Origin of the sequence: Candidatus Dactylopiibacterium carminicum (assembly GCF_014736495.1) — a bacterium.
In the GTDB taxonomy this organism is placed as follows: Bacteria; Pseudomonadota; Gammaproteobacteria; order Burkholderiales; family Rhodocyclaceae; genus Uliginosibacterium; species Uliginosibacterium carminicum.
Map to the genome: position 1 here is coordinate 57,462 of NZ_MDUX01000007.1, position 23,114 is coordinate 80,575.

At 63.8% G+C, this 23,114-nt stretch carries 21 protein-coding genes and 1 riboswitch; of the genes, 12 read left to right on the plus strand and 9 right to left on the minus strand.

What is annotated here, in order from left to right; translation table 11 throughout:
- Positions 1–119 precede the first annotated feature (119 nt).
- Both BGI27_RS03525 and BGI27_RS03530 read right to left on the minus strand, forming a co-directional pair.
- Complete coding sequence (locus BGI27_RS03525; RefSeq protein WP_095523525.1) at positions 120–1,085, minus strand: TerC family protein; 966 nt, start codon at positions 1,083–1,085, stop codon at positions 120–122.
- Positions 1,086–1,378: 293 nt separating this feature from the next.
- The gene (locus tag BGI27_RS03530; RefSeq protein WP_095523526.1) at positions 1,379–3,115 is read right to left on the minus strand and encodes a cation:proton antiporter; all 1,737 of its coding nucleotides are present in this window, start codon (positions 3,113–3,115) and stop codon (positions 1,379–1,381) included.
- A 481-nt stretch (positions 3,116–3,596) separates the two neighbouring features.
- Between BGI27_RS03530 and BGI27_RS17860 the strand changes: the two genes are divergently transcribed.
- From BGI27_RS17860 to BGI27_RS03545, 4 genes are all read left to right on the plus strand, one after another.
- Positions 3,597–4,472 carry an MFS transporter gene (locus BGI27_RS17860; RefSeq protein ID WP_223871573.1) on the plus strand — a complete coding sequence of 292 codons (876 nt, stop codon included), beginning with the start codon at positions 3,597–3,599 and terminating at the stop codon, positions 4,470–4,472.
- Positions 4,409–4,984, plus strand: coding sequence for an MFS transporter (locus tag BGI27_RS17865; RefSeq protein WP_223871574.1), 576 nt, complete (start codon positions 4,409–4,411; stop codon positions 4,982–4,984). The genes BGI27_RS17860 and BGI27_RS17865 overlap by 64 nt, the downstream gene beginning before the upstream one ends.
- A 17-nt stretch (positions 4,985–5,001) precedes the next feature.
- The gene (locus tag BGI27_RS03540) at positions 5,002–5,910 is read left to right on the plus strand and encodes a fructosamine kinase family protein (protein WP_095523527.1); all 909 of its coding nucleotides are present in this window, start codon (positions 5,002–5,004) and stop codon (positions 5,908–5,910) included.
- A gap of 109 nt (positions 5,911–6,019) precedes the next feature.
- Positions 6,020–6,196 (plus strand): hypothetical protein, encoded by a 177-nt coding sequence (locus BGI27_RS03545; protein WP_170942913.1) that lies wholly within the window; start codon positions 6,020–6,022, stop codon positions 6,194–6,196.
- A 9-nt stretch (positions 6,197–6,205) separates the two neighbouring features.
- Here the strand turns inward: BGI27_RS03545 and BGI27_RS03550 are convergent, their stop codons facing one another.
- The 3 genes from BGI27_RS03550 to BGI27_RS03560 are packed head-to-tail and all read right to left on the minus strand — an operon-like array spanning position 6,206 to position 8,761.
- The gene (locus BGI27_RS03550) at positions 6,206–7,147 is read right to left on the minus strand and encodes a Nudix family hydrolase (RefSeq protein WP_095523554.1); all 942 of its coding nucleotides are present in this window, start codon (positions 7,145–7,147) and stop codon (positions 6,206–6,208) included.
- A 38-nt stretch (positions 7,148–7,185) separates the two neighbouring features.
- Positions 7,186–7,884, minus strand: coding sequence for a M15 family metallopeptidase (locus BGI27_RS03555; RefSeq protein ID WP_170942912.1), 699 nt, complete (start codon positions 7,882–7,884; stop codon positions 7,186–7,188).
- Positions 7,877–8,761 (minus strand): ATP-binding protein, encoded by an 885-nt coding sequence (locus BGI27_RS03560; protein WP_095523529.1) that lies wholly within the window; start codon positions 8,759–8,761, stop codon positions 7,877–7,879. The genes BGI27_RS03555 and BGI27_RS03560 overlap by 8 nt, the downstream gene beginning before the upstream one ends.
- 70 nt (positions 8,762–8,831) lie before the next feature.
- Between BGI27_RS03560 and mltA the strand changes: the two genes are divergently transcribed.
- Complete coding sequence (mltA, locus tag BGI27_RS03565) at positions 8,832–10,118, plus strand: murein transglycosylase A (RefSeq protein ID WP_095523530.1); 1,287 nt, start codon at positions 8,832–8,834, stop codon at positions 10,116–10,118.
- A gap of 23 nt (positions 10,119–10,141) precedes the next feature.
- On the opposite strand, the gene BGI27_RS03570 is transcribed toward mltA, so the two are convergent.
- Complete coding sequence (locus BGI27_RS03570; protein ID WP_095523555.1) at positions 10,142–10,615, minus strand: acyl-CoA thioesterase; 474 nt, start codon at positions 10,613–10,615, stop codon at positions 10,142–10,144.
- A 117-nt stretch (positions 10,616–10,732) separates the two neighbouring features.
- Between BGI27_RS03570 and bamE the strand changes: the two genes are divergently transcribed.
- The gene (gene bamE / locus BGI27_RS03575; RefSeq protein ID WP_095523531.1) at positions 10,733–11,227 is read left to right on the plus strand and encodes an outer membrane protein assembly factor BamE domain-containing protein; all 495 of its coding nucleotides are present in this window, start codon (positions 10,733–10,735) and stop codon (positions 11,225–11,227) included.
- 32 nt (positions 11,228–11,259) lie between these two features.
- Positions 11,260–11,359, plus strand: a riboswitch (S-adenosyl-L-homocysteine riboswitch).
- A gap of 86 nt (positions 11,360–11,445) precedes the next feature.
- A complete protein-coding gene (metH, locus tag BGI27_RS03580) occupies positions 11,446–15,135 on the plus strand; it encodes a methionine synthase (protein WP_095523532.1) in 3,690 nt (1,229 codons plus the stop codon).
- 68 nt (positions 15,136–15,203) lie between these two features.
- Here metH and BGI27_RS03585 read toward each other — a convergent pair whose 3' ends face one another.
- Positions 15,204–15,752, minus strand: a complete 549-nt coding sequence (locus BGI27_RS03585; RefSeq protein ID WP_095523533.1) for a hypothetical protein — start codon at positions 15,750–15,752, stop codon at positions 15,204–15,206.
- A gap of 97 nt (positions 15,753–15,849) precedes the next feature.
- Between BGI27_RS03585 and BGI27_RS03590 the strand changes: the two genes are divergently transcribed.
- Entirely contained in the window at positions 15,850–16,134 is a 285-nt protein-coding gene (locus BGI27_RS03590) for a helix-turn-helix domain-containing protein (RefSeq protein ID WP_095523534.1), read from the plus strand.
- Between the two features lie 98 nt (positions 16,135–16,232).
- On the opposite strand, the gene BGI27_RS03595 is transcribed toward BGI27_RS03590, so the two are convergent.
- Together BGI27_RS03595 and BGI27_RS03600 are read right to left on the minus strand one after the other, a co-directional pair.
- Positions 16,233–16,694, minus strand: coding sequence for a YaiI/YqxD family protein (locus tag BGI27_RS03595; protein ID WP_095523535.1), 462 nt, complete (start codon positions 16,692–16,694; stop codon positions 16,233–16,235).
- Between the two features lie 279 nt (positions 16,695–16,973).
- A complete protein-coding gene (locus BGI27_RS03600; RefSeq protein ID WP_141239698.1) occupies positions 16,974–17,195 on the minus strand; it encodes a hypothetical protein in 222 nt (73 codons plus the stop codon).
- A 324-nt stretch (positions 17,196–17,519) separates the two neighbouring features.
- Here BGI27_RS03600 and BGI27_RS17870 point away from each other — a divergent pair, with 324 nt between their 5' ends.
- From BGI27_RS17870 to BGI27_RS18630, 4 genes are all read left to right on the plus strand, one after another.
- The gene (locus BGI27_RS17870) at positions 17,520–17,804 is read left to right on the plus strand and encodes a hypothetical protein (protein WP_223871575.1); all 285 of its coding nucleotides are present in this window, start codon (positions 17,520–17,522) and stop codon (positions 17,802–17,804) included.
- A 6-nt stretch (positions 17,805–17,810) separates the two neighbouring features.
- Positions 17,811–19,421, plus strand: a complete 1,611-nt coding sequence (locus BGI27_RS03605; protein WP_223871577.1) for a rhamnogalacturonan lyase — start codon at positions 17,811–17,813, stop codon at positions 19,419–19,421.
- Positions 19,422–19,673: 252 nt separating this feature from the next.
- Positions 19,674–21,227, plus strand: coding sequence for a DEAD/DEAH box helicase (locus BGI27_RS03610; protein WP_095523536.1), 1,554 nt, complete (start codon positions 19,674–19,676; stop codon positions 21,225–21,227).
- A 301-nt stretch (positions 21,228–21,528) separates the two neighbouring features.
- Entirely contained in the window at positions 21,529–22,977 is a 1,449-nt protein-coding gene (locus tag BGI27_RS18630) for a methyl-accepting chemotaxis protein (RefSeq protein WP_095523537.1), read from the plus strand.
- Positions 22,978–23,114: the final 137 nt, after the last annotated feature.

Genomic DNA, 23,114 nt, shown 5'->3' on the forward strand with positions numbered 1-23,114 from the left:
CCTTCGTACCGAAGTATCGAAGTGCGGCGGATTTCGCGAGCGGCCAGGAATCGCTCACCGGCAAAACAGAAAAAGCCCCACGGCATCGCTGCCGTGGGGCTTTTTCATTCCGGCTGGATTCAATGTCCCGCCAGGCGGCGCTTACGTGCCGAATACCACAGGCTGGCGAACACGGAGATCGCAAGAATCACGGCTACCACGGCCAGCGACACCAGCACCGGGATCTTGAACCAGTCGACGATCAGCATCTTGGTGCCGATGAAGATCAGGATCGCAGCCAGACCATATTTCAGCAGCTCAAAGCGGTCACCCAGGTTGGCCAGCAGGAAGTACATCGCACGCAGGCCCAGGATCGCGAAGAGGTTGGAAGTAAGCACGATGAAAGGGTCGGTGGTGATCGCAAAGATCGCCGGGATGCTGTCGACCGCGAAAATCACGTCCGAAATCTCTACCAGCACCAGTGCCAGGAACAGCGGCGTGATCATGCGCACACCGTCACGCACGATGAAGAAGCGCTCGCCTTCGAGCTTCTCGGTCACCGGATAGTGGTTGCGGATCCAGCGCACGAACGGGTTCTTCGAAAGATCGCTGTCATGCTCGGCAAACCAGGCCATCTTGATCCCGGTAATGACCAGGAAGGCACCGAAGAGATACAGCAGCCAGTGGAATTCGGAGATCAGCCAGCTGCCAGCGAAGATCATCACCGTGCGCAGGATGATCGCGCCGACGATGCCGTACAGCAGCACGCGGCGCTGCAATTCCAGCGGCACCGCGAAGAAGCTGAAGATCATCATCCAGACGAAGACGTTGTCGACGGCCAGCGACTTCTCGACCAGATACCCGGTCAGGAAGGCCAGCGCCTGCTCGTTGGCGATCTCGCGCCCCAGGCTGCCATCCAGATACCACCACAGGCCGGCGGAGAAGAGCAGCGCCACGCCAACCCAGACGCAGGACCAGACACCTGCTTCCTTCAACGACACCTTGTGCTGCTTGCCCCCGCCAAAGACGAGAAGATCCAGCAACAGCATGCCGACCACGATGGCAGCAAACACTGCCCACATCCACCAGGTTCCTATCGATTCCACAAAACGCTCCGTCAAAAGACAAAAAAGGCCTGCTCCCTAAAGACACAGGCCTGCGCTCGTTTTTAATCGCGGACCTCGCCCTTTGGGCAAGGTCTCGCTTGCAACGGAATCGTTGCCCACAGCACCGGGGGACAGAAAATCTGACTACCGGGATGACGATGCTGTGGCGGAAAAGCTACTCCCCTTGAAGTGCGTAACTCTAGGCCATGGCCGCGCAAAGTCAAGAGTGCCCGTCCAAAGAAAAACCCGCATTTCATGCGGGTTTCCGGGGGTTCCTGCGAGTAAGCACCTGCTCATGCATGCCCGTGCGTGGCTGCTGTGGCCGGTGAAAAGCGCTCCAAGATGTGGCCGGTCATGCCCTTGGCGAGCTCCTCTTCGCCGTAGAACACGGTACCCAGCCCGTCCTTGCGCAGCATCGCGGACTCTTCCTCGCTGTGCGTGCGCAACACGATCTCGATCTCCGGATTCAGCGTGCGCGCGGTTTCCACCATCTGGCGCACCCGCAGTGGATCATAGGCCGCCACCACCAGCATCGCGGCCTTGGCGATATGCGCCTGTACCAGCACGATGGGATCGGCCGCATTGCCCGAAACGGCCTTGATGTCCTTTTCGCGCAGCCCTTCCACCTGTTCGCGGATCTGCTCCACCAGCACGTACGGAATTCCCTGCGCTTCCAGCGCCTTGACGATGCGCTTGCCGACGCGGCCATAGCCCACCACCACGACCTGGCCTTCCAGATACTTGCGCTCGGTGCTCATGGGCAACTCGGCATAGGGGTCGCTGCGTTGCTCCAGGCGGCGCGCCAGATCGGAGCGACGCAGGATCCAGGCCCGGACGGGCTCGATGGCGGCGAACAGCACCGGATTGAGCGCGATGGAAATCAGCGCACCGGCCAGCACCAGGTTCATGCCCTCGGTAGGCAGCAGGCCGAGGGAAAGCCCGAGGCCCGCCAGGATGAAGGAGAATTCGCCGATCTGTGCAAGGCTGGCGGAAACCGTCAGCGCGGTGTTCAGCGGATAGCGGAAGGCCAGCACCAGCGCCAGCGCGGCAATCGATTTGCCGAACATGATGATGAGCACCACGCCCAGCAAATGCACCGGCTGCTCGATCAGAATGCTGGGCTCGAACAGCATGCCGACGGACACGAAAAACAGCACCGAGAAGGCATCGCGCAGCGGCAGTGATTCCTCGGCCGCACGGTGGCTGAATTGCGATTCACGCATCACCATGCCGGCGAAGAACGCCCCCAGCGCGAATGACACGCTGAACAGCAGGGCCGCGCCGTAGGCAATACCGATGGCCGCGGCGATCACGGACAGCGTGAACAGCTCGCGCGAACCGGTACGCGAGATCTGCCACAGCAACCACGGCAACACACGGCGTCCGGCGATCAACATCAATGCGATGAAGGCCGAAACCTGCAGCAGGGTCCAGCCGATGGTGGCCCACAGGGATCCGCCCTCGGTGGCCGCTGCAGCAGCTTCGGTAGCCGCCTCGCCATTGCCCAGGACTCCCGCCAGCGGTGGCAGCAGCACCAGGAACAACACAGTGGCCAGATCCTCAACCACCAGCCAGCCCACGGCAATGCGGCCGTTCATCGTATCGAGCACCCCGCGCGCTTCCAGTGCCTTGAGCAGCACCACGGTGCTGGCGCAGGACAGCGTCAGGCCGAAGATCAGCGCGCTGCCCCAGTGCCAGCCCCACCACATGGAAACACCCATGCCCAGAATGGTGGCCAGCCCCATCTGCGCCACCGCGCCCGGGATGGCGATGCGTTTGACGGCCAGCAGATCGCCCAGCGAAAAGTGCAGACCCACACCGAACATCAGCAGCATGACACCGATCTCCGATAACTGGGAGGCCAGGTGCACATCGGCGACGAAGCCCGGCGTGGAAGGGCCGATGATGATGCCCGCGAGAAGGTAACCCACCAGGGCCGGCACCTTGATGCGCTCGGCGATGAAACCGAGGATCAGAGCGATGCCGAAGCCGGCGGCAAGCGTGGTGATCAGAGGGATGTTGTGATCCATTTGGAGGTCGACGGCAGATGAGGTTGAAGGAGTGGAGTCAAAAGCCAGCAGGCTAGAGAGCACAAGGCATGCCAAAGTTCCGAAAGCCTCGGAATCACTTGGCAAACCCATATGCAGAAACGCCCGCGCGAGCCGACAACAGGCCGACGTTCACACGAAACAGGATTCCTGCAAGGACACAGCGCCTTGCCATCCGCGCCAACACGAATGCAAACCGCATCATGCCCCGCCTTGCATGCGGACCTCAGCGGCGGCCAAGGTCCCGGAACCTGCTCGACGAACAGGTACTCACTGCGAGGGGGTCACCGCCGCATTATATAAGCTGACCGGCCGTAAGCCCCGGATAAAGCCCAAAAACCCGGGATCTCCATCGAATCAGCCGCCATCCTTCCAGCATGTGGCGGCGCTCCGGGGCGTGCGGAAACGCCTTCGGTCCGGCGCCGGTGCTACCATCCACCGCCTGCCAAGCCAGCCCTTCCCCATGAAGTTCGCCCTGCCCCGGATCCCGCGCGTCGTCCTGATCCCGATGATCGTTGCCTGTGCCCTGTTCATGGAAAACATGGACTCGACGGTGATCGCGACCTCGCTGCCGGACATCGCGCGGGATCTGGGCGAAGACCCGATCTCGCTGAAGCTGGCCCTTACCTCCTATCTGCTGAGTCTGGCCGTCTTCATTCCCATCAGTGACTGGATGGCGGATCGCTTCGGCGCACGCACGGTGTTTCGCGGCTCGATGATCGTGTTCATGCTGGGCTCGGTGCTGTGCGCGTTTTCCGATTCTCTGGCCGGTTTCGTCGCTGCACGCTTCCTGCAGGACATCGGTGGCGCCATGATGGTGCCGGTGGGCCGTCTGGTGGTGCTGCGCTCCACCACCAAGGCGGAGATGGTGCGAGCCATGAGCTACCTGACCATTCCCGCGCTGCTCGGCCCTGTGATCGGACCACCCCTCGGGGGCTTCATCAGCACCTGGTTCCACTGGCGCTGGATCTTCTTCATCAACGTGCCGATCTGCATCGTGGGCTTGATCCTGGCGGGCATCTACATCGAAAACACCAAGGCCGAGGAATCGCCCGCGCTGGATGTACCGGGCTTTCTGCTCTCCGCCATCAGCCTTTCGCTGCTGATGATGGGCCTGGCCACCTATGGCCGTGGCCTGCTGCCGGTCTCCGTATCGCTGGGCGCGATGCTGATCGGCGCGATGCTGCTGGCCCTGCACATCCGCCATGCCCTGCACCGCGAGCACCCCATCCTCAACCTTCGCCTGTTCTGTCTGCCCACCTTCCGCGCGGGCGCGTGGCCGGCGGCTACTTCTTCCGCATCGGCATCGGCGCCATTCCCTTCCTGCTGCCCCTGCTGATGCAGCTGGGCTTCGGCATGAACGCCTTCGAATCCGGCCTGCTCACCTGCGCCTCGGCGGTCGGCGCCCTGTTCATGAAGACGCTGGCAGCGCGCATCCTGCAGCGCTTCGGTTTCCGCCGCGTACTGACCGTGAACGCCGCACTGGTCGCCATCACCCTGGCCGGCATCGGCAGCTTCACAGCCACCACGCCGCACCTGTGGATCATCGGCTTTCTGCTGTTTACCGGCTGCCTGCGCTCACTGCAGTTCACCAGCCTGAACACGCTTTCCTACGCCGAGGTGGACAAACCCGCGATGAGCCAGGCCACCAGCCTCGCCAGCGTGGTGCAGCAACTGGCCGCCGGCACCGGCATCACCGTCGGTGCGCTGGCGCTGGAAGCCGCCACGCATCTGCAAGGCCAGGGCGGCATCACGGCAGCGGCCTTCACACCCGCCTTCATCTTCGTCGGGCTGGTCTCGGCCAGCTCCCTGTTCTGGCTGTGGCGCCTGCCGCGCGACGCCGGTGCATAAATCTCCGGCCACCGAGAATGAACCGCCTGCCCGCCTCACTGCAACATAGACTGGAACAGCTCGCCCGCGAAGCGCTGGGCAACGGTTTCAGGCTTGCCGACGCCCGGCCGGTTGCCGGCGGCGACATCAACACCGCCCTGCAACTACAGGGCGCCGGGCGTGAGCGCCTATTCCTGAAATTGCGCAAGGCGGCCGATGCAGCCATGTTCGCCGCCGAGGCCGACGGCCTCACAGCTCTGGCTCGCTGCGACGCAATCCGCGTGCCGGCCGTGCTGGGGCATGGCGACGAAGGAGAACACGCCTGGCTGCTGCTCGAATGGCTAGATCTCTCGCCGCTGCGCGACACGGCCCACGCCTGCCGGGCCGGCGAAGCGCTGGCCGCGATGCACCGTCAGGAAGGGGCACATTTCGGCTGGACGCGCGACAACTTCATCGGCGCCACACCGCAAGCCAATCCCGCCTACGAAGCCTGGCCACGATTCTTCGTCGAACAGCGTCTACGCCCGCAACTCGCCCTGGCCGCCCGCCGGGGCTTCGGCGGCGAGTTGCAGCGTCATGGCGAGCAACTGTGCAAGAACACCGCAGCGCTGTTCCTCGGCGAGCAGCCCCGCCCCAGCCTGCTGCATGGCGACCTATGGGGCGGCAACATCGCGGTGCTGGCCGACGGCACGCCGGTGCTGTACGACCCGGCCTGCTATTTTGGCGACCGCGAGGCCGATCTGGCGATGACCGAACTCTTTGGCGGATTCCCGCTCGCCTTCTACGCGGCCTATCGCGCAGCCTGGCCGCTGGCCCCCGGTTTCGAGACGCGAAAGCCCCTTTACAACCTCTACCACGTGCTCAACCACCTGAACCTTTTCGGCCAGGGCTATCTCTCCCAGGCCGAACGGATGGCCCGCCAACTGGCACGCACGCTGCTGCGCTGATCGACAGACAGGGTTTTGACTGCTTTTGCGCAAACGCAAAAATCCGCCCTTGTTGCGGGGAAGTTGCCTTCCTATGCTTCAGGGCATGCCGTTGCGGAGAACCCTTATCATGAAACGTCCCCCATTCTTCCTGATGCTGCTGTTGGCCACAGCGCTGCCTTGTGCCCACGGCTCGGGAGGAAGCCACAGCGCCACACCTTCACCGGCCAAAACAGAGCCCACCGACCAGAACGGCTCCGAAGATCTCATCGCGGAGCGCAACCAGTCGGTACGCCCGGCCGCCTGAAACAAAGGCTCAGGCGCGCAAGCCCTCCCAAGCCCCGCGCATCATCGCAATGCCATGCGCGCCATGCGCGCGCGCAATCTCCATATCCGCCGGTGTAACGCCTCCGATGGCAAACACCGGCAACGACAGGCCTGCCACCCGTTCGGCAAACCCCGCCCAACCCAATGGTGGCTGCCCCACGTGACTCGGCGTAGGCAGCACATGGCCGAGTACCGCGTAATCCAGCCCCAGCGCCGCCGCCTGCTCCAGTTCGGCCCGGTTGTGGCATGAAGCGCCTACCCATTCGCCCTCGGGCCGCTCGCGCAGGCGCATCAGCACACGCGCCGGCAGGTGGCGCTCGGCCACGCCCGGCGTGAGCGCGTCGCCCTCGTTGCAGACGCCGATGGCTCCCGCAGCCTCGCACTGCGCCCGCGCCGCCGTCAGGAATACCGTACGCTCGGCAGCCGGCAGGCCAGGTTCACGCAACTGGACCAGGCGCAGCCCGTCGGCCAGCGCACGATCCAGCATTTCCAGCTGAGCCGAGATTCCATACGTGGCCGCCTGGGTAATCGCCATCACGCGGGGCAGACGCAAGGCCTTGAGGATCGGGCCGTTGGCCGGCAGCATCGGCCCCACGGCAAGCGCATCAGCCTGCTGCCAGGCCAGGGCACTGTGCACGTGGCCCTGCGGCTCGCCTTCCCAGCCCGAAACCTCGAAGAAATGCAGGCTCACATGTGCATGTTTGTACACATGCTCACGACGGATCCATGGCCAGGCCTGGGTGACGGTGATGCCAAGCTCTTCCTGCAATTCGCGCACCAGGGCCTGATACGGCGTTTCACCAGGCTCGACCTTGCCCCCGGGGAATTCCCAGAAATTTGGGTAAAAGGTTTCGGCCGCACGCTGGCCGAGCAGGAAGCTGCCATCCTGCCGGGTGATCACGGCGGCGGCGACGTGGACGATCTTTTTCATGGAGGGGTCGGGGGCAAGAATGACGTTCAAAGGGGCGTTCAGGCCAGCGTGGCGGGGGCTCCCACCAGACAGACCTGGCGGGCATGGATGCTGTCGATGCGCTCCAGCAGCAGGGCCTGGCCATCGATGGGCTCCGTCAGCAGGGCTTCGCGGATCAGTGCCGGGGTCAGCGCTGCCAGCGCAGGCACCGAAACCGGTGCATAGGAAAGGTGCCAGGGCTCCACATGCAGGCCACCGCGCTCGCAGTCGTAGGGGCGGAAGAAGCCGAAACGCGCCATGTTGCGATCCAGCCAGGCATTCAGATAGGCAAATACGCCCTCCGGCGCGTATTCGGCGGGCAGCAGTTGCAGACGGTAATCGGCAGGCATCGCGGCCAGGTCGAAGACATCGAATTCGCTGCCCCAGTGATGGCGGCTGGCACCCGGCAATGCGGACCATTCGAGGATCGCATCGATCAGCTCAGCCTCGCTCAGGCTGGCGTGGTCCATGGGCTGGCCGTCGGCATCGTAGAGCGGACGCAGGCCCTGCCACTTCGCCCGCCAGATGCGCAGCTGGCCGTCGAAACTGCGGAAGACGCTGGCCGGGCGCAGGTCGATGCGCTCGGCGGCGGCAGCTTCGCGCAGGCGCAGGAAGGCCAACGCGGCCTCCGGGTGGGCGAAGAAACCGCTGTCGTCACTGAACTGGAATTCGCGCACGTGGCTGTCGCTGCGCCCCGTGAGCTGGGCGGCATCAAGCACGATCGGCCTCCGCCGCGACACGGCCGGCATAGTCTCGCGCGAACTGCCAGGCCACGCGGCCAGTGCGCGAAGCACGCAATTGAGACCATTGCAGCGCCTCACGGCGAATCGTTTCGTCCCAATCCGCCAGGTCGACGCCGAACTCGGCAAGCCAGTGGCGCACGACATCCAGATACTCGTCCTGGTTGAAACTGTAGAAGCTCACCCAAAGACCGAAACGCTCGGAGAGCGACACCTTCTCCTCCACCGCCTCGCCCGGATGCAGCTCTTCATCGCCATGGCGGGTCTGCAGGTTTTCCGAGAAGTATTCGGGCATCAGGTGGCGGCGGTTGCTGGTCGCGTAGATCAGCACATTCTCGGGGACCGCCGCGAAGCTGCCGTCGAGCACGCTCTTGAGCGCCTTGTAGGCCGGATCGCCATCCTCGAAGGAAAGATCGTCGCAGAAGAGGATGAAACGCTCGGGCCGGGCGGCCACCAATTCCACGATACGCGGCAGATCGATCAGATCGTTACGGTCGATCTCCACCACACGCAAGCCACGCGGCGCGTATTCGGTGAGCAGCGCACGCACCAGCGTGCTCTTGCCGGTGCCGCGCGCACCGGTGAGCAGCACGTTGTTGGCACGGCCGCCGGCCACGAACTGGCGGGTATTGGCCTCCACACGCGCCTTCTGCGTATCGATGTCGCACAGATCCGACAGACGCACCGGCTGCAGGCGATGCAAGGCCTCCAGCCAGCCCCGGCCTTGACGGCTACGCCAGCGGTAGGCGTGCGCAGTCCAGTCCGGCGCCGGCAAGGCGGGCGGCAGGATGCCTTCCAAGCGGTCAAACAGATGTTCAGCACGGGTGAGCAGGCGTTCGAGGTCGGCGGGGGTCATTGCGGCAATTTTCTCGGGCTACAGCGAAGCGCCAGTATACTTTCGCGCTTGAGCGGCGCGAGGACGACTTATGAAACACTGGCTTGGCTGTCTGACGATTCTGGGCCTGATGGCCGGCTGTACGCAGGTTCCGGTGGAGCCCGCCGGGCCTTCCGTGGCGCAGTGCCCCGCCCCCCCAGCCTCGTCGCCTGCACCGCGGACGCCGATTGCCATGAGCTGCCCGGCCTGCCCCGTCTGCGCCGGAGAAATCCCTCCCACTCCCGTGCCGCCGCCTGCCGAAGCGTTCCAGGCTGCGCAATGGGCAGATCTGCCCGAATGGCAGCGCGACGATCTGGCTGCCGCCTGGCCCGGCCTGCTCGCATCCTGCCGTGCGATCCGCGCGGCCAGCGTGAAGGCCGCCTGGGTAGAGCCCTGCGAAGCCGCACGCGCACTGGGCGAGAAACCCACGCGCGAAGCCATTCGCGGCTTCCTCGAAAACCATCTTCAGCCCTGGGCCGTTACCAATGCCGATGGCAGCCGTGAAGGCCTGATCACCGGCTACTACGAGCCGCTGATCCAGGGCAGCCGCTGGAAGAGCGCGAAGAATGCCGTGCCGGTGTACGCGGTGCCGAGCGACATGCTGCAGCTGGATCTCGGCGAGGTGTATCCGGAAACCAAATCCCTGCGCCTGCGCGGCCGGCTGGAGGAACGCAAGGTGCTGCCCTACTGGTCGCGCGCCCAGATCGACGCGCAGGGCGAAGGCTTCCCGGCCAAGGTGCTGCTATGGGCGGCCGATCCGATCGAATTCTTCTTCCTGCAGATCCAGGGCTCCGGCCAGGTGGCGCTGGCGGATGGCTCTCGCGTGCGGATCGCCTATGCCGACCAGAATGGCCATCCCTACCGCTCCATCGGCCGCTGGCTGATCGACCAGGGCGAGCTTACGCTGGCCCAGGCCTCGATGCAGGGCATCCAGAAGTGGGCGGGTGCCAACCCGCAGCGCCTGCACGAACTGCTCAACGTGAATCCCAGCTACGTGTTCTTCCGCGAAGAAGCCGTTCCCGTTATCGATGGCAAGCCCGCCGGCCCCAAAGGCTCGCTCGGCGTGCCGCTGGAAGCCACCCGGGCGATTGCCATCGACCCGCGCAGCATCCCGCTGGGTGCGCCGGTGTTCATCGCCTTCCAGATGCCGGACGGCACGCCGATGCAACGCCTGGTGATGGCGCAGGACACCGGTGGCGCCATTCGCGGCCGCGTGCGCGCGGATTTCTTCTGGGGCTTCGGCAAGGAAGCTGGCGCCCAGGCCGGCAAGATGCGCCAGCAGGGCAAGCTGTGGCTGCTGTGGCCCAGGAACGCCGCGTTGCCGGCGGTGGCCCAATAAACAATGATTGTGACGTACCGCGCTCAGCCGATCTCGGCGTAGCGCGCTTCCAGCTCCCGGCGCAGCTTGCGGCGCAGTTCGGCAGCCTTGAAGGGCCGCTTCTCGTCCGCAGAGGCCGGCGTCAATGACGGCACCGTGATCGGTTTAAAGTCCTCGCCCACGGCCACCATGGTGAAGAAGCAGCTGTTGGCATGACGCACGGCCTTGCTGCGGATGTTTTCGGTGATCACCTTGATGCCGATCTCCATCGAGGTCGATCCGGTGTAATTCACCGAAGCAAGGAAGGTCACCAGCTCGCCCACGTGGATGGGCTGGCGGAAGATCACCTGATCCACCGACAGGGTCACCACGTAGCTACCCGCATAGCGGGCCGCACAGGCGTAGGCCACCTGATCCAGCAGCTTGAGGACGGCGCCGCCGTGCACGTTGCCGGAAAAATTGGCCATGTCCGGCGTCATCAGCACGGTCATGCTGGTCTGGTGGCTGGGCAGTTCGATCATCTGTCGGTTCTCTGGGGGGCAGCCGCGCGGCTGCGTGTGGCCGCGCAGGGATAACGAGAATATACGCCGCGGATACCCGCGGGCTAGGCTGCTGCAAACTATAAGCAGCCATCCATGAAGCTTCCTGTCCCCACTGTTTTCCTGGTCGCCGCGCTGTTCAGCCTGGCGGCCTGCGGTCCGAGCGACGGCTTCAAGCCGGGCGTCGCGACCTTGCCGCAGGTGGTGAACAAGCTGGGCCAGCCGAGCATGATCTGGTCGGACAGCAACGGCAATCTGGTGGTGGAATTCTCCCGGCTGCCCAAACATCCCGAAACCTTCATGGCGCACTTCTCGCGCGATGGCGTACTCCTCCGCCTGGAGCAGGTGCTCACCGAGTCACGCGTGGTGAATCTGCAGGAGGGCATGAACCGCGAAGAGGTACGCCGCCTGATGGGCAAACCCGGCAGCGTCGAGCAGGCCACCCCCACGCGCGGCGAGCGCTGGCACTGGCCGCTGGATTCGCAGCAACCCGCGCATCTTCAGCTCAGCGTGGAATTCAACACCCAGGGGCAGCTGCAGCACATGGTGCACGAGCGCATCCGCAAGGAAATGCTGCCACCGGCCGGCTGACAAGGCCCACGCCGCGCCCGTATAATCGACCACCTTCCGAGGAGCGCTGCGAGTTCGCCAGATTCAGGCGGCACCCAGGCTCGGAACTCCCGGCGCCCCGCCCGGAGCCAGATTCAACGGCGCTCACCGCTTCGTGCAGAACTCGTGCGGAATGCCGGTGAGCCAGCCCACCCCCATCCGCCCGGCCTGCCCGAAGCACCGAACGCTTTGGAGCCCCCATGCAAGCCGACCGCACCACAGAAATCGAAGCCCTCCTGCGTGACCGCATCCTGATCCTGGATGGCGGCATGGGCACCATGATCCAGCAGTACCGGCTGGGTGAAGCCGACTATCGTGGCAGCCGCTTCGCCGACCATCCGCGCGACCTCAAGGGCAACAACGACCTGCTGGTGCTGACCCGCCCCGCCGTGATCACGGAAGTGCACCGCGCCTACCTGGAGGCCGGTGCGGACATCATCGAGACAAACACCTTCAACGGCACGCGCGTCTCGCAGGCCGAATACGGCCTGGAAGACGTGGCATACGAACTGAATGTCGAAGGTGCGCGCCTGGTGCGCACACTCTGCGACGAATACACGGCGAAGAACCCGGCCAAGCCGCGTTACTGCGCCGGCGTGCTGGGCCCGACCTCGCGCACGCTCTCCATCTCGCCGGACGTAAACGACCCGGGCTTCCGCAACATCAGCTTCGACGCGCTGGTCGATGATTACTACGCTTCGGCCAAGGGGCTGATGGAAGGCGGCGCGGATCTGCTGCTGATCGAGACGGTGTTCGACACGGCCAACGCCAAGGCTGCCATCTTCGCCGTGCTGAAGCTCTTCAATGATCTGGCGCGCCGCCTGCCGATCATGATCTCCGGCACCATCACCGACGCCTCGGGCCGCACGTTATCGGGCCAGACCGCCACCGCCTTCTGGCATTCGCTCAAGCATGCCCGGCCGATCAGCTTCGGCCTCAACTGCGCGCTCGGCGCCAAGGAACTGCGCCAGTACGTCGCCGAGCTCTCCGGCGTGTGCAACACCCATATTTCCGCCCACCCCAACGCCGGCCTGCCGAACCCGCTGGCACCCACGGGATACGACGAAACGCCCGAACAGCTCGCCGGCGATATCCGGGAATGGGCCGAATCCGGCTTCCTCAACATCGTCGGAGGCTGCTGCGGCACCACACCGGCGCACATCAAGGCCGTGGCCGACGCGGTGGCCGGCATCAAGCCGCGCGCAATCCCCACGCTGGAAGTGCGGCAGGATCTTTCCGGTCTGGAACCCTTCAGCATCGGCCAGGGCAGCCTGTTCGTGAACGTCGGCGAACGCAACAACGTCACCGGCTCGCGGGCCTTTGCCAAGATGATCATCGAAGGCCGCTTCGAGGATGCGCTGACCGTCGCCCGTCAGCAGGTGGAGAACGGCGCGCAGGTCATCGACATCAACATGGACGAGGCCATGCTCGACTCGAAAGCCTCGATGGAGCGCTTCCTCAAGCTCATCGCATCCGAGCCGGACATCGCCCGCGTGCCGATCATGATCGACTCCTCGAAGTGGGAAGTCATCGAGGCCGGCCTCAAATGCATCCAGGGCAAGGGCATCGTCAACTCGATCTCCATGAAGGAAGGCATCGAGCCCTTCCTGCATCACGCCAGGCTGTGCATGCGCTATGGCGCGGCCGCCGTGGTGATGGCCTTCGACGAAAAAGGTCAGGCCGACACCTATCAGCGCAAGACCGAGATCTGCCAGCGCGCCTACGAGCTGCTGATGTCCATCGGCTTTCCGCCCGAAGACATCATCTTCGACGCCAACATCTTCGCCATCGCCACCGGCATCGAAGAGCACAACAACTACGCCGTCGACTTCATCGAGGCCGTGCGCTGGATCCACACGCACCTACCCTACGCCAAGACCAGCGGCGGCGTGTCGAACGTGAGCTTCAGCTTCCGCGGCAATGACCCGGTGCGCGAAGCGATCCACACCGTCTTCCTCTACCACGCCATCAAGGCCGGCCTCACCATGGGCATCGTCAACGCCGGCCAGCTCGGCGTGTATGACGATCTGGACCCGGCACTGCGCGAAAAGGTCGAGGACGTGGTGCTCAACCGCCACCCGGATACCGGCGAAAAACTCGTCGAATTCGCACAGACCGTGAAGGCCCAGGCCAAGGAACAGACGCAGGATCTCGCCTGGCGGGAATGGCCCGTCGAGCAGCGCCTCTCGCATGCCTTGGTGCGCGGCATCACACAGTTCGTCGTCGAAGACACCGAGGAAGTCCGCGCCAAGCTCGAAGCGATGGGCCGCCCGCCACTGGCCGTGATCGAAGGCCCGCTGATGGACGGCATGAGCGTGGTCGGCGACCTCTTCGGCGCGGGCAAGATGTTCCTGCCGCAGGTGGTGAAATCCGCGCGCGTCATGAAGCAGGCCGTCGCGCACCTGATCCCCTTCATCGAGGAAGAAAAGAAACGCAGCGGCGCAGCCGCCAAGGGACGGATCATCCTCGCCACGGTGAAGGACGACGTGCACGACATCGGCAAGAACATCGTCGGCGTGGTGCTCGGCTGCAACGGCTACGAAATCATCGACCTCGGCGTGATGGTGCCGACCGAAAAGATCCTCAATGCCGCCAGAGAGCATGGCGCGCAGGCCATCGGCCTCTCCGGCCTGATCACGCCATCGCTGGAGGAAATGAGCTTCGTCGCCAGCGAAATGCAGCGTCAGGGCTTCGATGTGCCCCTGCTGATCGGGGGCGCCACCACCAGCCGCGCGCATACCGCCATCAAGATCGCACCGCACTACCAGCATCCGGTCGTCTATGTGCCGGATGCCTCGCGCGCCGTCGGCGTGGTCACCAGCCTGCTCTCCGTCGAACAGCGCGCCGGCTACGCGGCCGAGGTCGCCGCCGACTACGAAAAGGTGCGCGCCCAGCATGCCGCCAAGGGCGGCGTGAAGCTGGTGACGCTGGCTGCAGCCCGCGAGAATCGTTTCAAGTGGAATGCCGATGCAGGCTATGTGCCGGCCAAACCCGCGCGCCCCGGTATCCAGCGCCTGCGCAACATCGACGTTGCCGCCCTGGCTGAATACATCGACTGGGGTCCCTTCTTCCAGACCTGGGATCTGGCCGGCCGCTACCCGCAGATCCTGGAAGACGAAATCGTCGGCGAAACCGCGCGCAACGTCTTCAATGACGCACAGAAGATGTTGAAGACCGCCATCGATCAGCGCTGGATCGAGGTGCACGCCGTGTTCGGCCTGTTCCCGGCCGCCGCGCAGAACGACGACGTACTGATCTACAAGGACGAATCGCGCACGGCAATCGTCGCCAAGTGGCACGGCCTGCGCCAGCAGCACGAACGCCCGGCCGGCAAGCCGAACTACTGCCTCAGCGACTTCATCGCCGACGCGGACAGCGGCGTGCCCGACTGGATCGGCTGCTTCGCCGTCAGCGCCGGCCGCAACCTGGAAAAGCGCATCGCCGCATACGAAGCGCAGCACGACGACTACCACGCCATCATGCTCAAGGCCATCGCCGACCGCTTCGCCGAAGCCGCCGCCGAATGGCTGCACCAGCGTGTGCGCAAGGAATACTGGGCTTACGTGCCGGACGAAACCCTTGGCAACGCCGAACTGATCGCAGAGCAATACAAAGGCATCCGCCCCGCCCCCGGCTACCCTGCCTGCCCGGACCACACTGCCAAGGGCGAGATCTTCCGTCTGATCAACCCGAAGGAAGCCATCGGCCTCGAACTCACCGAAACCTTCGCCATGAACCCGGCCGCCGCCGTCTCCGGCTTCTACCTCGCCCACCCCGAAGCGCACTACTTCGCGGTCAGCAAGATCGGCGAAGACCAGATGAAGGACTGGGCGCAGCGGGCAGGGTTCAGCGAGGCTGAGGCGAAACGATGGCTGGCGCCGCTGCTTTGAAGCCTTGCGCTGTTGGGATGACAAAGGGGCCAAATGGCCCCTTTGTTGTGGCTGTAGGGTGGGCTTAACTAAATCTTTCCCACAATTTCAAACGTCTTGCTGCCAGCAAACACACCATCGACATAAACCTCCACGCGGGCCTTGCCAATACCCAGCGCGGTTCCGTAGGTCGTGAACCAGACATAGTGCGGTGGTCTGCCGAAATCAAACGAGTTGCTTGGCGCTGAAACCAGCCTGTCGCCACTGAACCACTTCACCTCCACTTTCTGTGAGCCTCCGCGAGCATTAGTGTCGTCCCACCCGAACGTCATGTAGGCGACAATTTTGCCTTCCAGCGGAAAGGTATCCGCTATCCCGGATGGTCCTTCACCCTTCTTGGCATCTTTGGCCAGGACAATTGAGGTGTTGCGCTCCGATATTTTGATCGTCGAGCATCCCGAAATCAGCAAACTTGCTGCGCAGCATGCTGCGAGCAGATTTCTCAGCATCTTTTTCTCCCGTGAAATGTAAAACGTAGCAAACCCGGCAAATGCAGATGACGCCTCCGCTTTGCCGCAGCGGCTTCCTGGAAGCTGACGCCCCTTGAAGAAGCTTTGCCGATCAGCTTCCGCAGACATGCGAACTTCCATCCAGAACACCTGACGCCTCCCTCGGCGCACAGTTTGTACCATATATGCGGGTGCGTAAAGTCACCCGCGACTGGAGATTCGCAACATGCGATCCAGTCAGAACACTGCATTGATAGAAGCCTTCGCCAACGAGTTGAAGGCGCGAAGGAATATCCTGGGAATCTCTCAGGAAGAGCTTGCCTTTCGCAGTCAGGTCAATCGAACGTTCATTGCCAAGCTGGAGTTGGCAAAGAATCAACCTTCACTCAGCGTGCTCCTGAACATCGCGTCAGGCTTGGGCGTGGAACTGCCAGAGCTGCTTGGCAGTACCTTGCTGCGCTACAAAACGAGCATCAGGCTGTCGTCGTCCGGGGAGAAGGAGGACGAGTAAATTCGATAACGCAAACAGCCAAGTGTCGTCGAGGTACGCACATGCCGCGTGGGTTCGCCGAGCCCACCCTACGAACAGAATGGTGCGCGAAGCGCACCCTACATTCGCGCAAGCAGCCGATCCAGCTGGTTGGCGAACGCCTGCCGATCCGCCTGGCTGAAGGCAGTGGGGCCGCCGGTCTGGATGCCGGCCGAGCGCAGCTCTTCCATGAAGTTGCGCATCGCCAGGCTCTCGCGCACGTTCGCCGCCGTGTAGAGCTCGCCACGCGGATTGAGCGCCACGCCGCCGCGTTCGATGACCTGTGCGGCAAGCGGGATATCCGCCGTCACCACCAGATCTCCGGGTTGTATCTGTGACGCGATGTGATTGTCCGCCACATCAAAGCCGGCGGGCACCTGTACGGCGCGGATGAAGGGTGAAGGCGGTACGCGCAGCATCTGGTTGGCGACCAGAATGGTCTCCAGTTGCTTGCGGGTGGCGGCGCGGAAGATGATTTCCTTGATCACCACCGGGCAAGCGTCGGCATCCACCCACAGACGGGGTTTTGCGGGCGTATTCATTTTCCGGGCAGGCGCCTAGGCTGTTCTGAGAACCTGTTCAAAGTCTGTAGCGAGAGGCCGTCAGCGGGGGCGTAGGCTGCAAAAAGCAGAGCACAGCTCTGCGCTGCCGCAGCCGGTTTGCTGTGCAAAGCAAACCGTGGAAAAGAGCAGCACAGGAACCGGAGTGTATATGGATACATGAGGGCGCAGACGGGGTTTCGCGCAGCATGCTGCGCGCCGCCGTAGCCGGCTGGCTGTGCAAAGCCAGCCGTGGGTAGCCGAGCAGCGCATGAGCCCCGATCAGGGCCTCGCAGTAAGACATTGGATGGATCTCGCAGCCTCAATACGCACCACGCGCTCACCCAGCTCAGCCATGACATGCAACAGCGTTGGCTGGCTGACTTCTGTTTTCCAAATGAGTTGACTGGCAATCAAAGGGCCTGATGCGAGCGGACCAAGAATACGCTCTGCGGAAGAAGGCATGGCATGAACTGATTTAGACATTCCAGACAAAAAAACCATGACAGCTCCTTCCAGGATCCGCGACACCAAAAGCTCGCCCTGAGACAGGTGGAGGCCGGATAAAGACATCACGAATTATTATTTTTGCGAAGGCGGCGTCTTCCCTAAATTAGCGTCCGCTGTCATTCCAGCGCGGACAACGCCCTCTGGATATCCTCAGGCGTATTTGTGCGTGCCCCGTCCTGGATGCACGCTTGGAGATCCATGGAGCCACGCCTCCGCCTCTGGCGCAAACAAGAACGATGACAGCGGAAGCCCGGCCGACACCAAAGATCGTCCCTTTCGAAACAACGCCCCTTTCACTGCATCCCTCAGGAATGCGGCATGGAGATTCATGTGCAACAGCAGTCTCACTTCAAGCCGGGAAAAACACCCCGCCTTGCTGGCCTCATCACGCTTCTTCTCTTCGCAATGCTTTCCTTCGCCACGGCTTGTGGCGGTGGCGCCAGCAACAGTAGCGCCAGCACATCCAGCACCGGCAGCAATTCAAGCGATGCCGGCAGCTCGGCCAACAGCTCGAGTGCAGGCAGCACGAACGGCAAATATGTGGAAAAACTCGATCGCGGCGTAGTGGCGATCAACACGACCGACGGGGTGTTCGTAAGCTGACGTCTGCTGGCTACCGACGCTCAGTCCATCGCATTCAACGTCTATCGCGATTCAGTCAGGCTCAACGAAACCCCGCTGACCAGCGTCACCAACTACACCGACGTGGCCGGAACCACCGAAGCCATCTATGCGATACGCGCCGTGATCAATGGCGTGGAACAGGCAGCGGAAGGGTCGGTCAGAGCGTGGAGCACGCCGTACAAGAGCATTCCGATCTCCCGCCCGGCCGGTGGCACGACGCCGGATGGCGTGGCCTATGTCTATGAGGCCAACGATGGCAGCGTAGGCGATCTGGATGGCGACGGCGAATACGAGATCGTGCTCAAGTGGCAGCCGACCAATGCACAGGACAACGCCAATTCCGGCTATACCGGCAACACCCTCATCGATGCCTACAAACTGGATGGCGACGGCAAGGCCGAGGTCATGCTCAAGACCGCTGATGGCACCGTCGACGGGGCCGGTATCGTGATCGGTTCTGCTGCTGCGGACTATCGCAACAGCTCGGGCTACATCCTCTCCGGCCCGGAATATCTGACGGTGTTCGACGGCAAGAGCGGCGCGGCACTGGCCACCACGGACTACGTGCCGGCGCGCGGTACCGTACCCGACTGGGGAGATGCCTACGGCAATCGCGTGGATCGCTTCCTCGCCGGCGTGGCCTATCTGGACGGTTCCCGCCCCTCGGCGGTATTCACCCGGGGCTACTACACCCGCGCAGTGCTGGCAGCCTGGGATTGGCGTGACGGCAAGCTCACCCAGCGCTGGGTCCATGACAGCCCGACCGCCGGCAGCGGCGCCTATGGCGAAGGCGCCCACTGGCTCGGCGTGGCCGACGTTGATGAAGACGGGTGGGACGACATCATCTATGGCGCGGCCACCATCAAGAGTGACGGCACGCTGCTCTACCGCACCGGTCTGGGCCACGGCGACGCGCTGCACGTAGGCGTGCACAACCCGCAGCGCAGCGGCAAGCAGATCTTCATGGTGCATGAGAACCCCACGGTCTATGGCACCGGGCGCGGCATGGAAATGCATGACGCCGCCACCAGCGAAATCCTGTGGGGGTATGGCTCCGGAGCCGATATCGGCCGTGGGGTGTGCTTCGACATCGACCCGGCTTACCCGGGCAATGAATGCTGGAGCTCTGCCGGCAGCTTCCTGATCAGTGCCGCGGGCGAGATCATTTCGGATTCGGCGCGCCCGCAGTTCTACAACTTCGGCATCTGGTGGGATGGCGATCTGTCGCGCGAACTACTCGATGACACCAAGATCGAGAAGTGGGTCCCCAGCACGCTGAGCAGCACGCGTCTGCTGTCGGCGGCGACTCATGGAGCGAGTTCGAACAATGGCACCAAGAAGAATCCGGTCTTGACGGCAGATCTTTTCGGCGACTGGCGCGAGGAAGTAGTGTGGCGCAACAGCACCAACACGGCCCTACTGGTGTTTTCGACCACGACCGCGTCCAGCTACCGCTTTCCGACCCTGATGCACGATCCGCAGTACCGCGTGCAGGTGGCAGCACAGAACGCCGGTTACAACCAGCCGCCGCATCCGAGCTTCTTCCTGGGGAACGACATGGCGCCGGTTACCTGGCCCGCCGTGCAGATCCCCTGATCCCTGCGGAGAATTCTGAGCAAGGGCGGCAACCCCTTGCCCTCGCCGGCCCCGAAAGCGTGCATCTTCCGTTGTGCGCCGCTTTCGGGCACACTGCACGTCCTGCGGCAAGTGTTCCAGTCCCCCGCCGCTGTCTGCAGACCGTCTGCCTAAGCATCCGCCCCCTGCAACACCTCCAGGAAACCGCCTTGTCTACTCCGACTGGAGCCGTCCCTCAGACGGCGGGTCGACCGGCGTTCATCAGAAAGAAACATGTCCTTCGCATCCCTCGGGCTCATCGAGCCCCTCGTCCGCGCCGTTGCCGAGCGCGGCTATACCACGCCCACCCCTATCCAGGCCCAGGCCATCCCGGCGGTACTCGCCGGCGGTGATCTGATGGCCGCAGCCCAGACTGGCACCGGCAAGACTGCCGGCTTCACGCTGCCGCTGCTTCAACGCCTGACCGAAACCCCCGCGCGCAAGCGCGGCGCCATCCGCGCCCTGGTGCTCACCCCCACGCGGGAGCTCGCCGCACAGGTGCAGGAATCCGTCCGTGATTACGGCACACACCTGCCGATCAAGTCCTACGTGATGTTCGGTGGCGTCAACATCAATCCGCAGATCGACGCCCTGCGCCGTGGAGTGGATCTGCTCGTCGCCACGCCTGGCCGCCTGCTTGATTATGCCCAGCAGAAGACCGTGGATCTCTCGCAGATCGAGATCCTGGTGCTGGACGAAGCTGACCGCATGCTGGACATGGGCTTCATCCACGACATCAAGAAGGTACTCGCGCTGCTGCCGAAGCAACGCCAGAACCTGCTTTTCTCGGCGACTTTCTCCGACGAGATCAAGGCACTGGCGGACCGCCTGCTCAATCAGCCGCAGATGATCGAGGTCGCACGCCGCAACACCACAACGGAAATGGTCACGCAGCACGTGATGAAGGTCGATCAGAAGACCAAGCGCCATCTGCTCGCCCATCTGATCCGCGAGCAGCAGTGGTTCCAGGTGCTGGTGTTCACACGTACCAAGCATGGCGCCAACCGCCTGGCAGAACAGCTCGCCAAGGGGGGCATCAGCGCGCTGGCGATCCACGGCAACAAGAGCCAGAACGCCCGGACGCGCGCGCTCTCCGAATTCAAGTCCGGCAAGCTGCAGGTGCTGGTCGCCACCGACATCGCCGCGCGCGGACTGGATATCGTCGAACTGCCGCACGTGGTGAACTTCGAGCTGCCCAATGTGCCCGAAGACTATGTGCACCGCATTGGCCGCACCGGGCGTGCCGGTGCCAGCGGCGAAGCCCTGTCGCTGGTGTCGCCTGATGAAGACAAGCTGCTGCGCGACATCGAGAAGTTCACCAAACGCAGCATCGAACGCGTGACGCCGCCGGCCTTCGAAATTCCGGCCACGGCAGCCGCCGAAGACGCACAGCCCCGACCGCCACGCCAACCGCGCGGGCGCGGTCAGTCCAGCCAGAAACAGGCAGCGCCGACAAACGGCGAACGCCGTCCAGCAACTCCCCGTCCGCGCGGCAACGCAGGCGATGCAGCGCAGCAGGAGCCTCGCCGCAAGCCTGCCAACGGCTCGCAGCAGCAGGCGCGACCTGAAGGTCGTGGCCAGCAGCAGGCACGCCGGCCGCGCCCGCGTGGTGAAGCCAATGGCAACGTGGCGGCCAGACCTTCCCGCGAAGTGAACGGCAATGTGGTGGAGAAGCCCCGCCGTGACGTGGACGGCAATCGCGCCGAGCCGGCCAGCCGCGAAGCCAAGGGCCTGCGCGGCGTGTTCTCGCGCAGCGTGGATGCACTGCGCCGCCTCGGCGAACGCTGAGAACCCTGTTCCTCGTCTTACGGCGAAGCGCTGATCAGGGCTCATGCGCTGCTGAACGCCTCCCGCGACAGACCTGGAACAGATCCTGAGCCAAAAACAGGCCGAATCGGTGTCATTCCGGCGCAAGCCGGCGTGACGCCGTCCGCAGAGCAGGCCGGCAATACCCGACGGGGCATGTGGCAACACTGCCCCGCTGGCCCCCTTCAAGTCCGTTCCGTGACTGCCGTTAGTCTGCTGTCGCGGGCATGCGCCCGTCCTGTTCAACCGCAGGCCCTGACCGGGCCAGACCGGGAGATCGGCCATGTCCAGCCCCGTACAGTTGCAACGCGGCGTCACCATCAGTGCCTTGCTCCTGGCCCTGAGCCTGGCAGCGATCCTCTCTCTCGTCTTTACGGCACTGGTCGGCCAGATCAACGTCGCCCGCATGGAATCCAGCAACGCGGCGGTGCTCGAAACCGGCCGTCTGGCGCGCGTGCAAGGCGACGTGGACATGATGCACGACGCAATCCGTGCCGATGTCTACAAGGCGCTGCTGGCCGCTCAGCGACAGGAATCAGACCTCGCCAGCGCGCGCGATGACTTCGCAAAGCATGCACAGCAATTGCGCAAGAATTTCGCTGACAACCTGAACGCCCTGCCAGCCGAAGCCCGCAATCTGGCAAGCACGGTGCAACCCGTGCTGGAGCGTTACGTCACGACGGCCGGCAACATCGTCGCCCAACCCACGGCAAATGCAGATGCCCAGCTGGAAGCCTTCAATGCCGATTTCTCCGCATTGGAAACCCAGCTTGAAAAACTGACCGATGCCATCGAAGCCGATGCCCTGGCGCAGACGGAGACGGCCAGCGCCGCCATACGGCACAGCCGCCTGATCGATCTGCTCGTCGCTGGCACGGCAATCCTGATTTTGCTCGGAGCCACCCTGTGGGCGTGGCGGGGCAGTGTGCTAGCCTTGCAAGCACTTGCCCGTGACGCGGAAGACATCGCCCACAGCGGTGACCTTTCCCGCACCTTGCGCGCACAGGGCTGCGCGGAAGTGAAACGCCTGGCCGAAGCCATCGGCAAAATGCTGCTACGGCAACGCGAAGTCGTCAGCCAGGTACATCGGAGTGCTGATCTCGTGCAACACAACATGGGCCAGCTGGGCGGTCTGGCCGGACGCGTTCGCCAACAGGCCGGCACGCAGGACGACATGGTGCAGCGCGCGCTGAGGGGCTTCGAGGAGGCTGCCGAAGGCATCGAAATGGTCGCTGGCAATGCCCAGCGCGCGGTGGAAGCCGCACAGTCGGCGGGCACGATTTCACAGCAGGGCTCGCAGGTGGTACGAGCCGCCACCGATGAATTGGGCAACCTTACGCAGGCCGTGCATGAAGTCTCGAGCATCATCGCATCCCTCGCACGTGAGGCGGGTGAAATCTCGGGTGTGGTCAGCGCGATCCGCGAGATTGCCGACCAGACCAACCTGCTGGCGCTGAATGCCGCCATCGAGGCCGCGCGTGCCGGCGAACAGGGGCGCGGTTTCGCCGTGGTGGCTGACGAAGTCCGCAAGCTGGCCGAGCGAAGCAGTCAGGCGACCGATCAGGTCTTCCACCTGATAGAACGCATCGACGAAGCCAGCAGGACCGCCGTGACCAAGGTCGAACACAGCGTGGAGGCAGTGACCGGTGGCATCACGCGCGCCACGCCAGACCCATCACGAGATCGCTCAGGTGATCGAGCAGGTGAGCCAGACCGCACGCAGCGCCAGTGAAGACGCCCAGACGCTGGATCGCCTGATCCGCGACACGCAGGACAACATGGCGGCGCTGGACGCCTCGGTACGCATCTTCAAGGTTTGATCCCAGCCAATTGGGGCAAGATCAGAGCAGCCCGGCGCGCCCGCCTGCG

Excerpts from the sequence above, each read along its gene's own strand:
- BGI27_RS18630 (WP_095523537.1), top strand. The coding sequence starts at position 21,529 with ATGTCCAGCCCCGTACAGTTGCAACGCGGCGTCACCATCAGTGCCTTG.
- BGI27_RS03545 (WP_170942913.1), top strand. The coding sequence starts at position 6,020 with ATGAAACGTCCCCCATTCTTCCTGATGCTGCTGTTGGCCACAGCGCTG.
- mltA (WP_095523530.1), top strand. The coding sequence starts at position 8,832 with ATGAAACACTGGCTTGGCTGTCTGACGATTCTGGGCCTGATGGCCGGC.
- BGI27_RS03600 (WP_141239698.1), bottom strand. The coding sequence starts at position 17,195 with ATGGTTTTTTTGTCTGGAATGTCTAAATCAGTTCATGCCATGCCTTCT.
- BGI27_RS03590 (WP_095523534.1), top strand. The coding sequence starts at position 15,850 with ATGCGATCCAGTCAGAACACTGCATTGATAGAAGCCTTCGCCAACGAG.
- bamE (WP_095523531.1), top strand. The coding sequence starts at position 10,733 with ATGAAGCTTCCTGTCCCCACTGTTTTCCTGGTCGCCGCGCTGTTCAGC.
- BGI27_RS03540 (WP_095523527.1), top strand. The coding sequence starts at position 5,002 with ATGAACCGCCTGCCCGCCTCACTGCAACATAGACTGGAACAGCTCGCC.
- BGI27_RS17860 (WP_223871573.1), top strand. The coding sequence starts at position 3,597 with ATGAAGTTCGCCCTGCCCCGGATCCCGCGCGTCGTCCTGATCCCGATG.
- BGI27_RS03530 (WP_095523526.1), bottom strand. The coding sequence starts at position 3,115 with ATGGATCACAACATCCCTCTGATCACCACGCTTGCCGCCGGCTTCGGC.
- BGI27_RS03585 (WP_095523533.1), bottom strand. The coding sequence starts at position 15,752 with ATGTCTGCGGAAGCTGATCGGCAAAGCTTCTTCAAGGGGCGTCAGCTT.
- BGI27_RS03550 (WP_095523554.1), bottom strand. The coding sequence starts at position 7,147 with ATGAAAAAGATCGTCCACGTCGCCGCCGCCGTGATCACCCGGCAGGAT.
- metH (WP_095523532.1), top strand. The coding sequence starts at position 11,446 with ATGCAAGCCGACCGCACCACAGAAATCGAAGCCCTCCTGCGTGACCGC.
- BGI27_RS03560 (WP_095523529.1), bottom strand. The coding sequence starts at position 8,761 with ATGACCCCCGCCGACCTCGAACGCCTGCTCACCCGTGCTGAACATCTG.
- BGI27_RS17870 (WP_223871575.1), top strand. The coding sequence starts at position 17,520 with ATGGAGATTCATGTGCAACAGCAGTCTCACTTCAAGCCGGGAAAAACA.
- BGI27_RS03610 (WP_095523536.1), top strand. The coding sequence starts at position 19,674 with ATGTCCTTCGCATCCCTCGGGCTCATCGAGCCCCTCGTCCGCGCCGTT.
- BGI27_RS03595 (WP_095523535.1), bottom strand. The coding sequence starts at position 16,694 with ATGAATACGCCCGCAAAACCCCGTCTGTGGGTGGATGCCGACGCTTGC.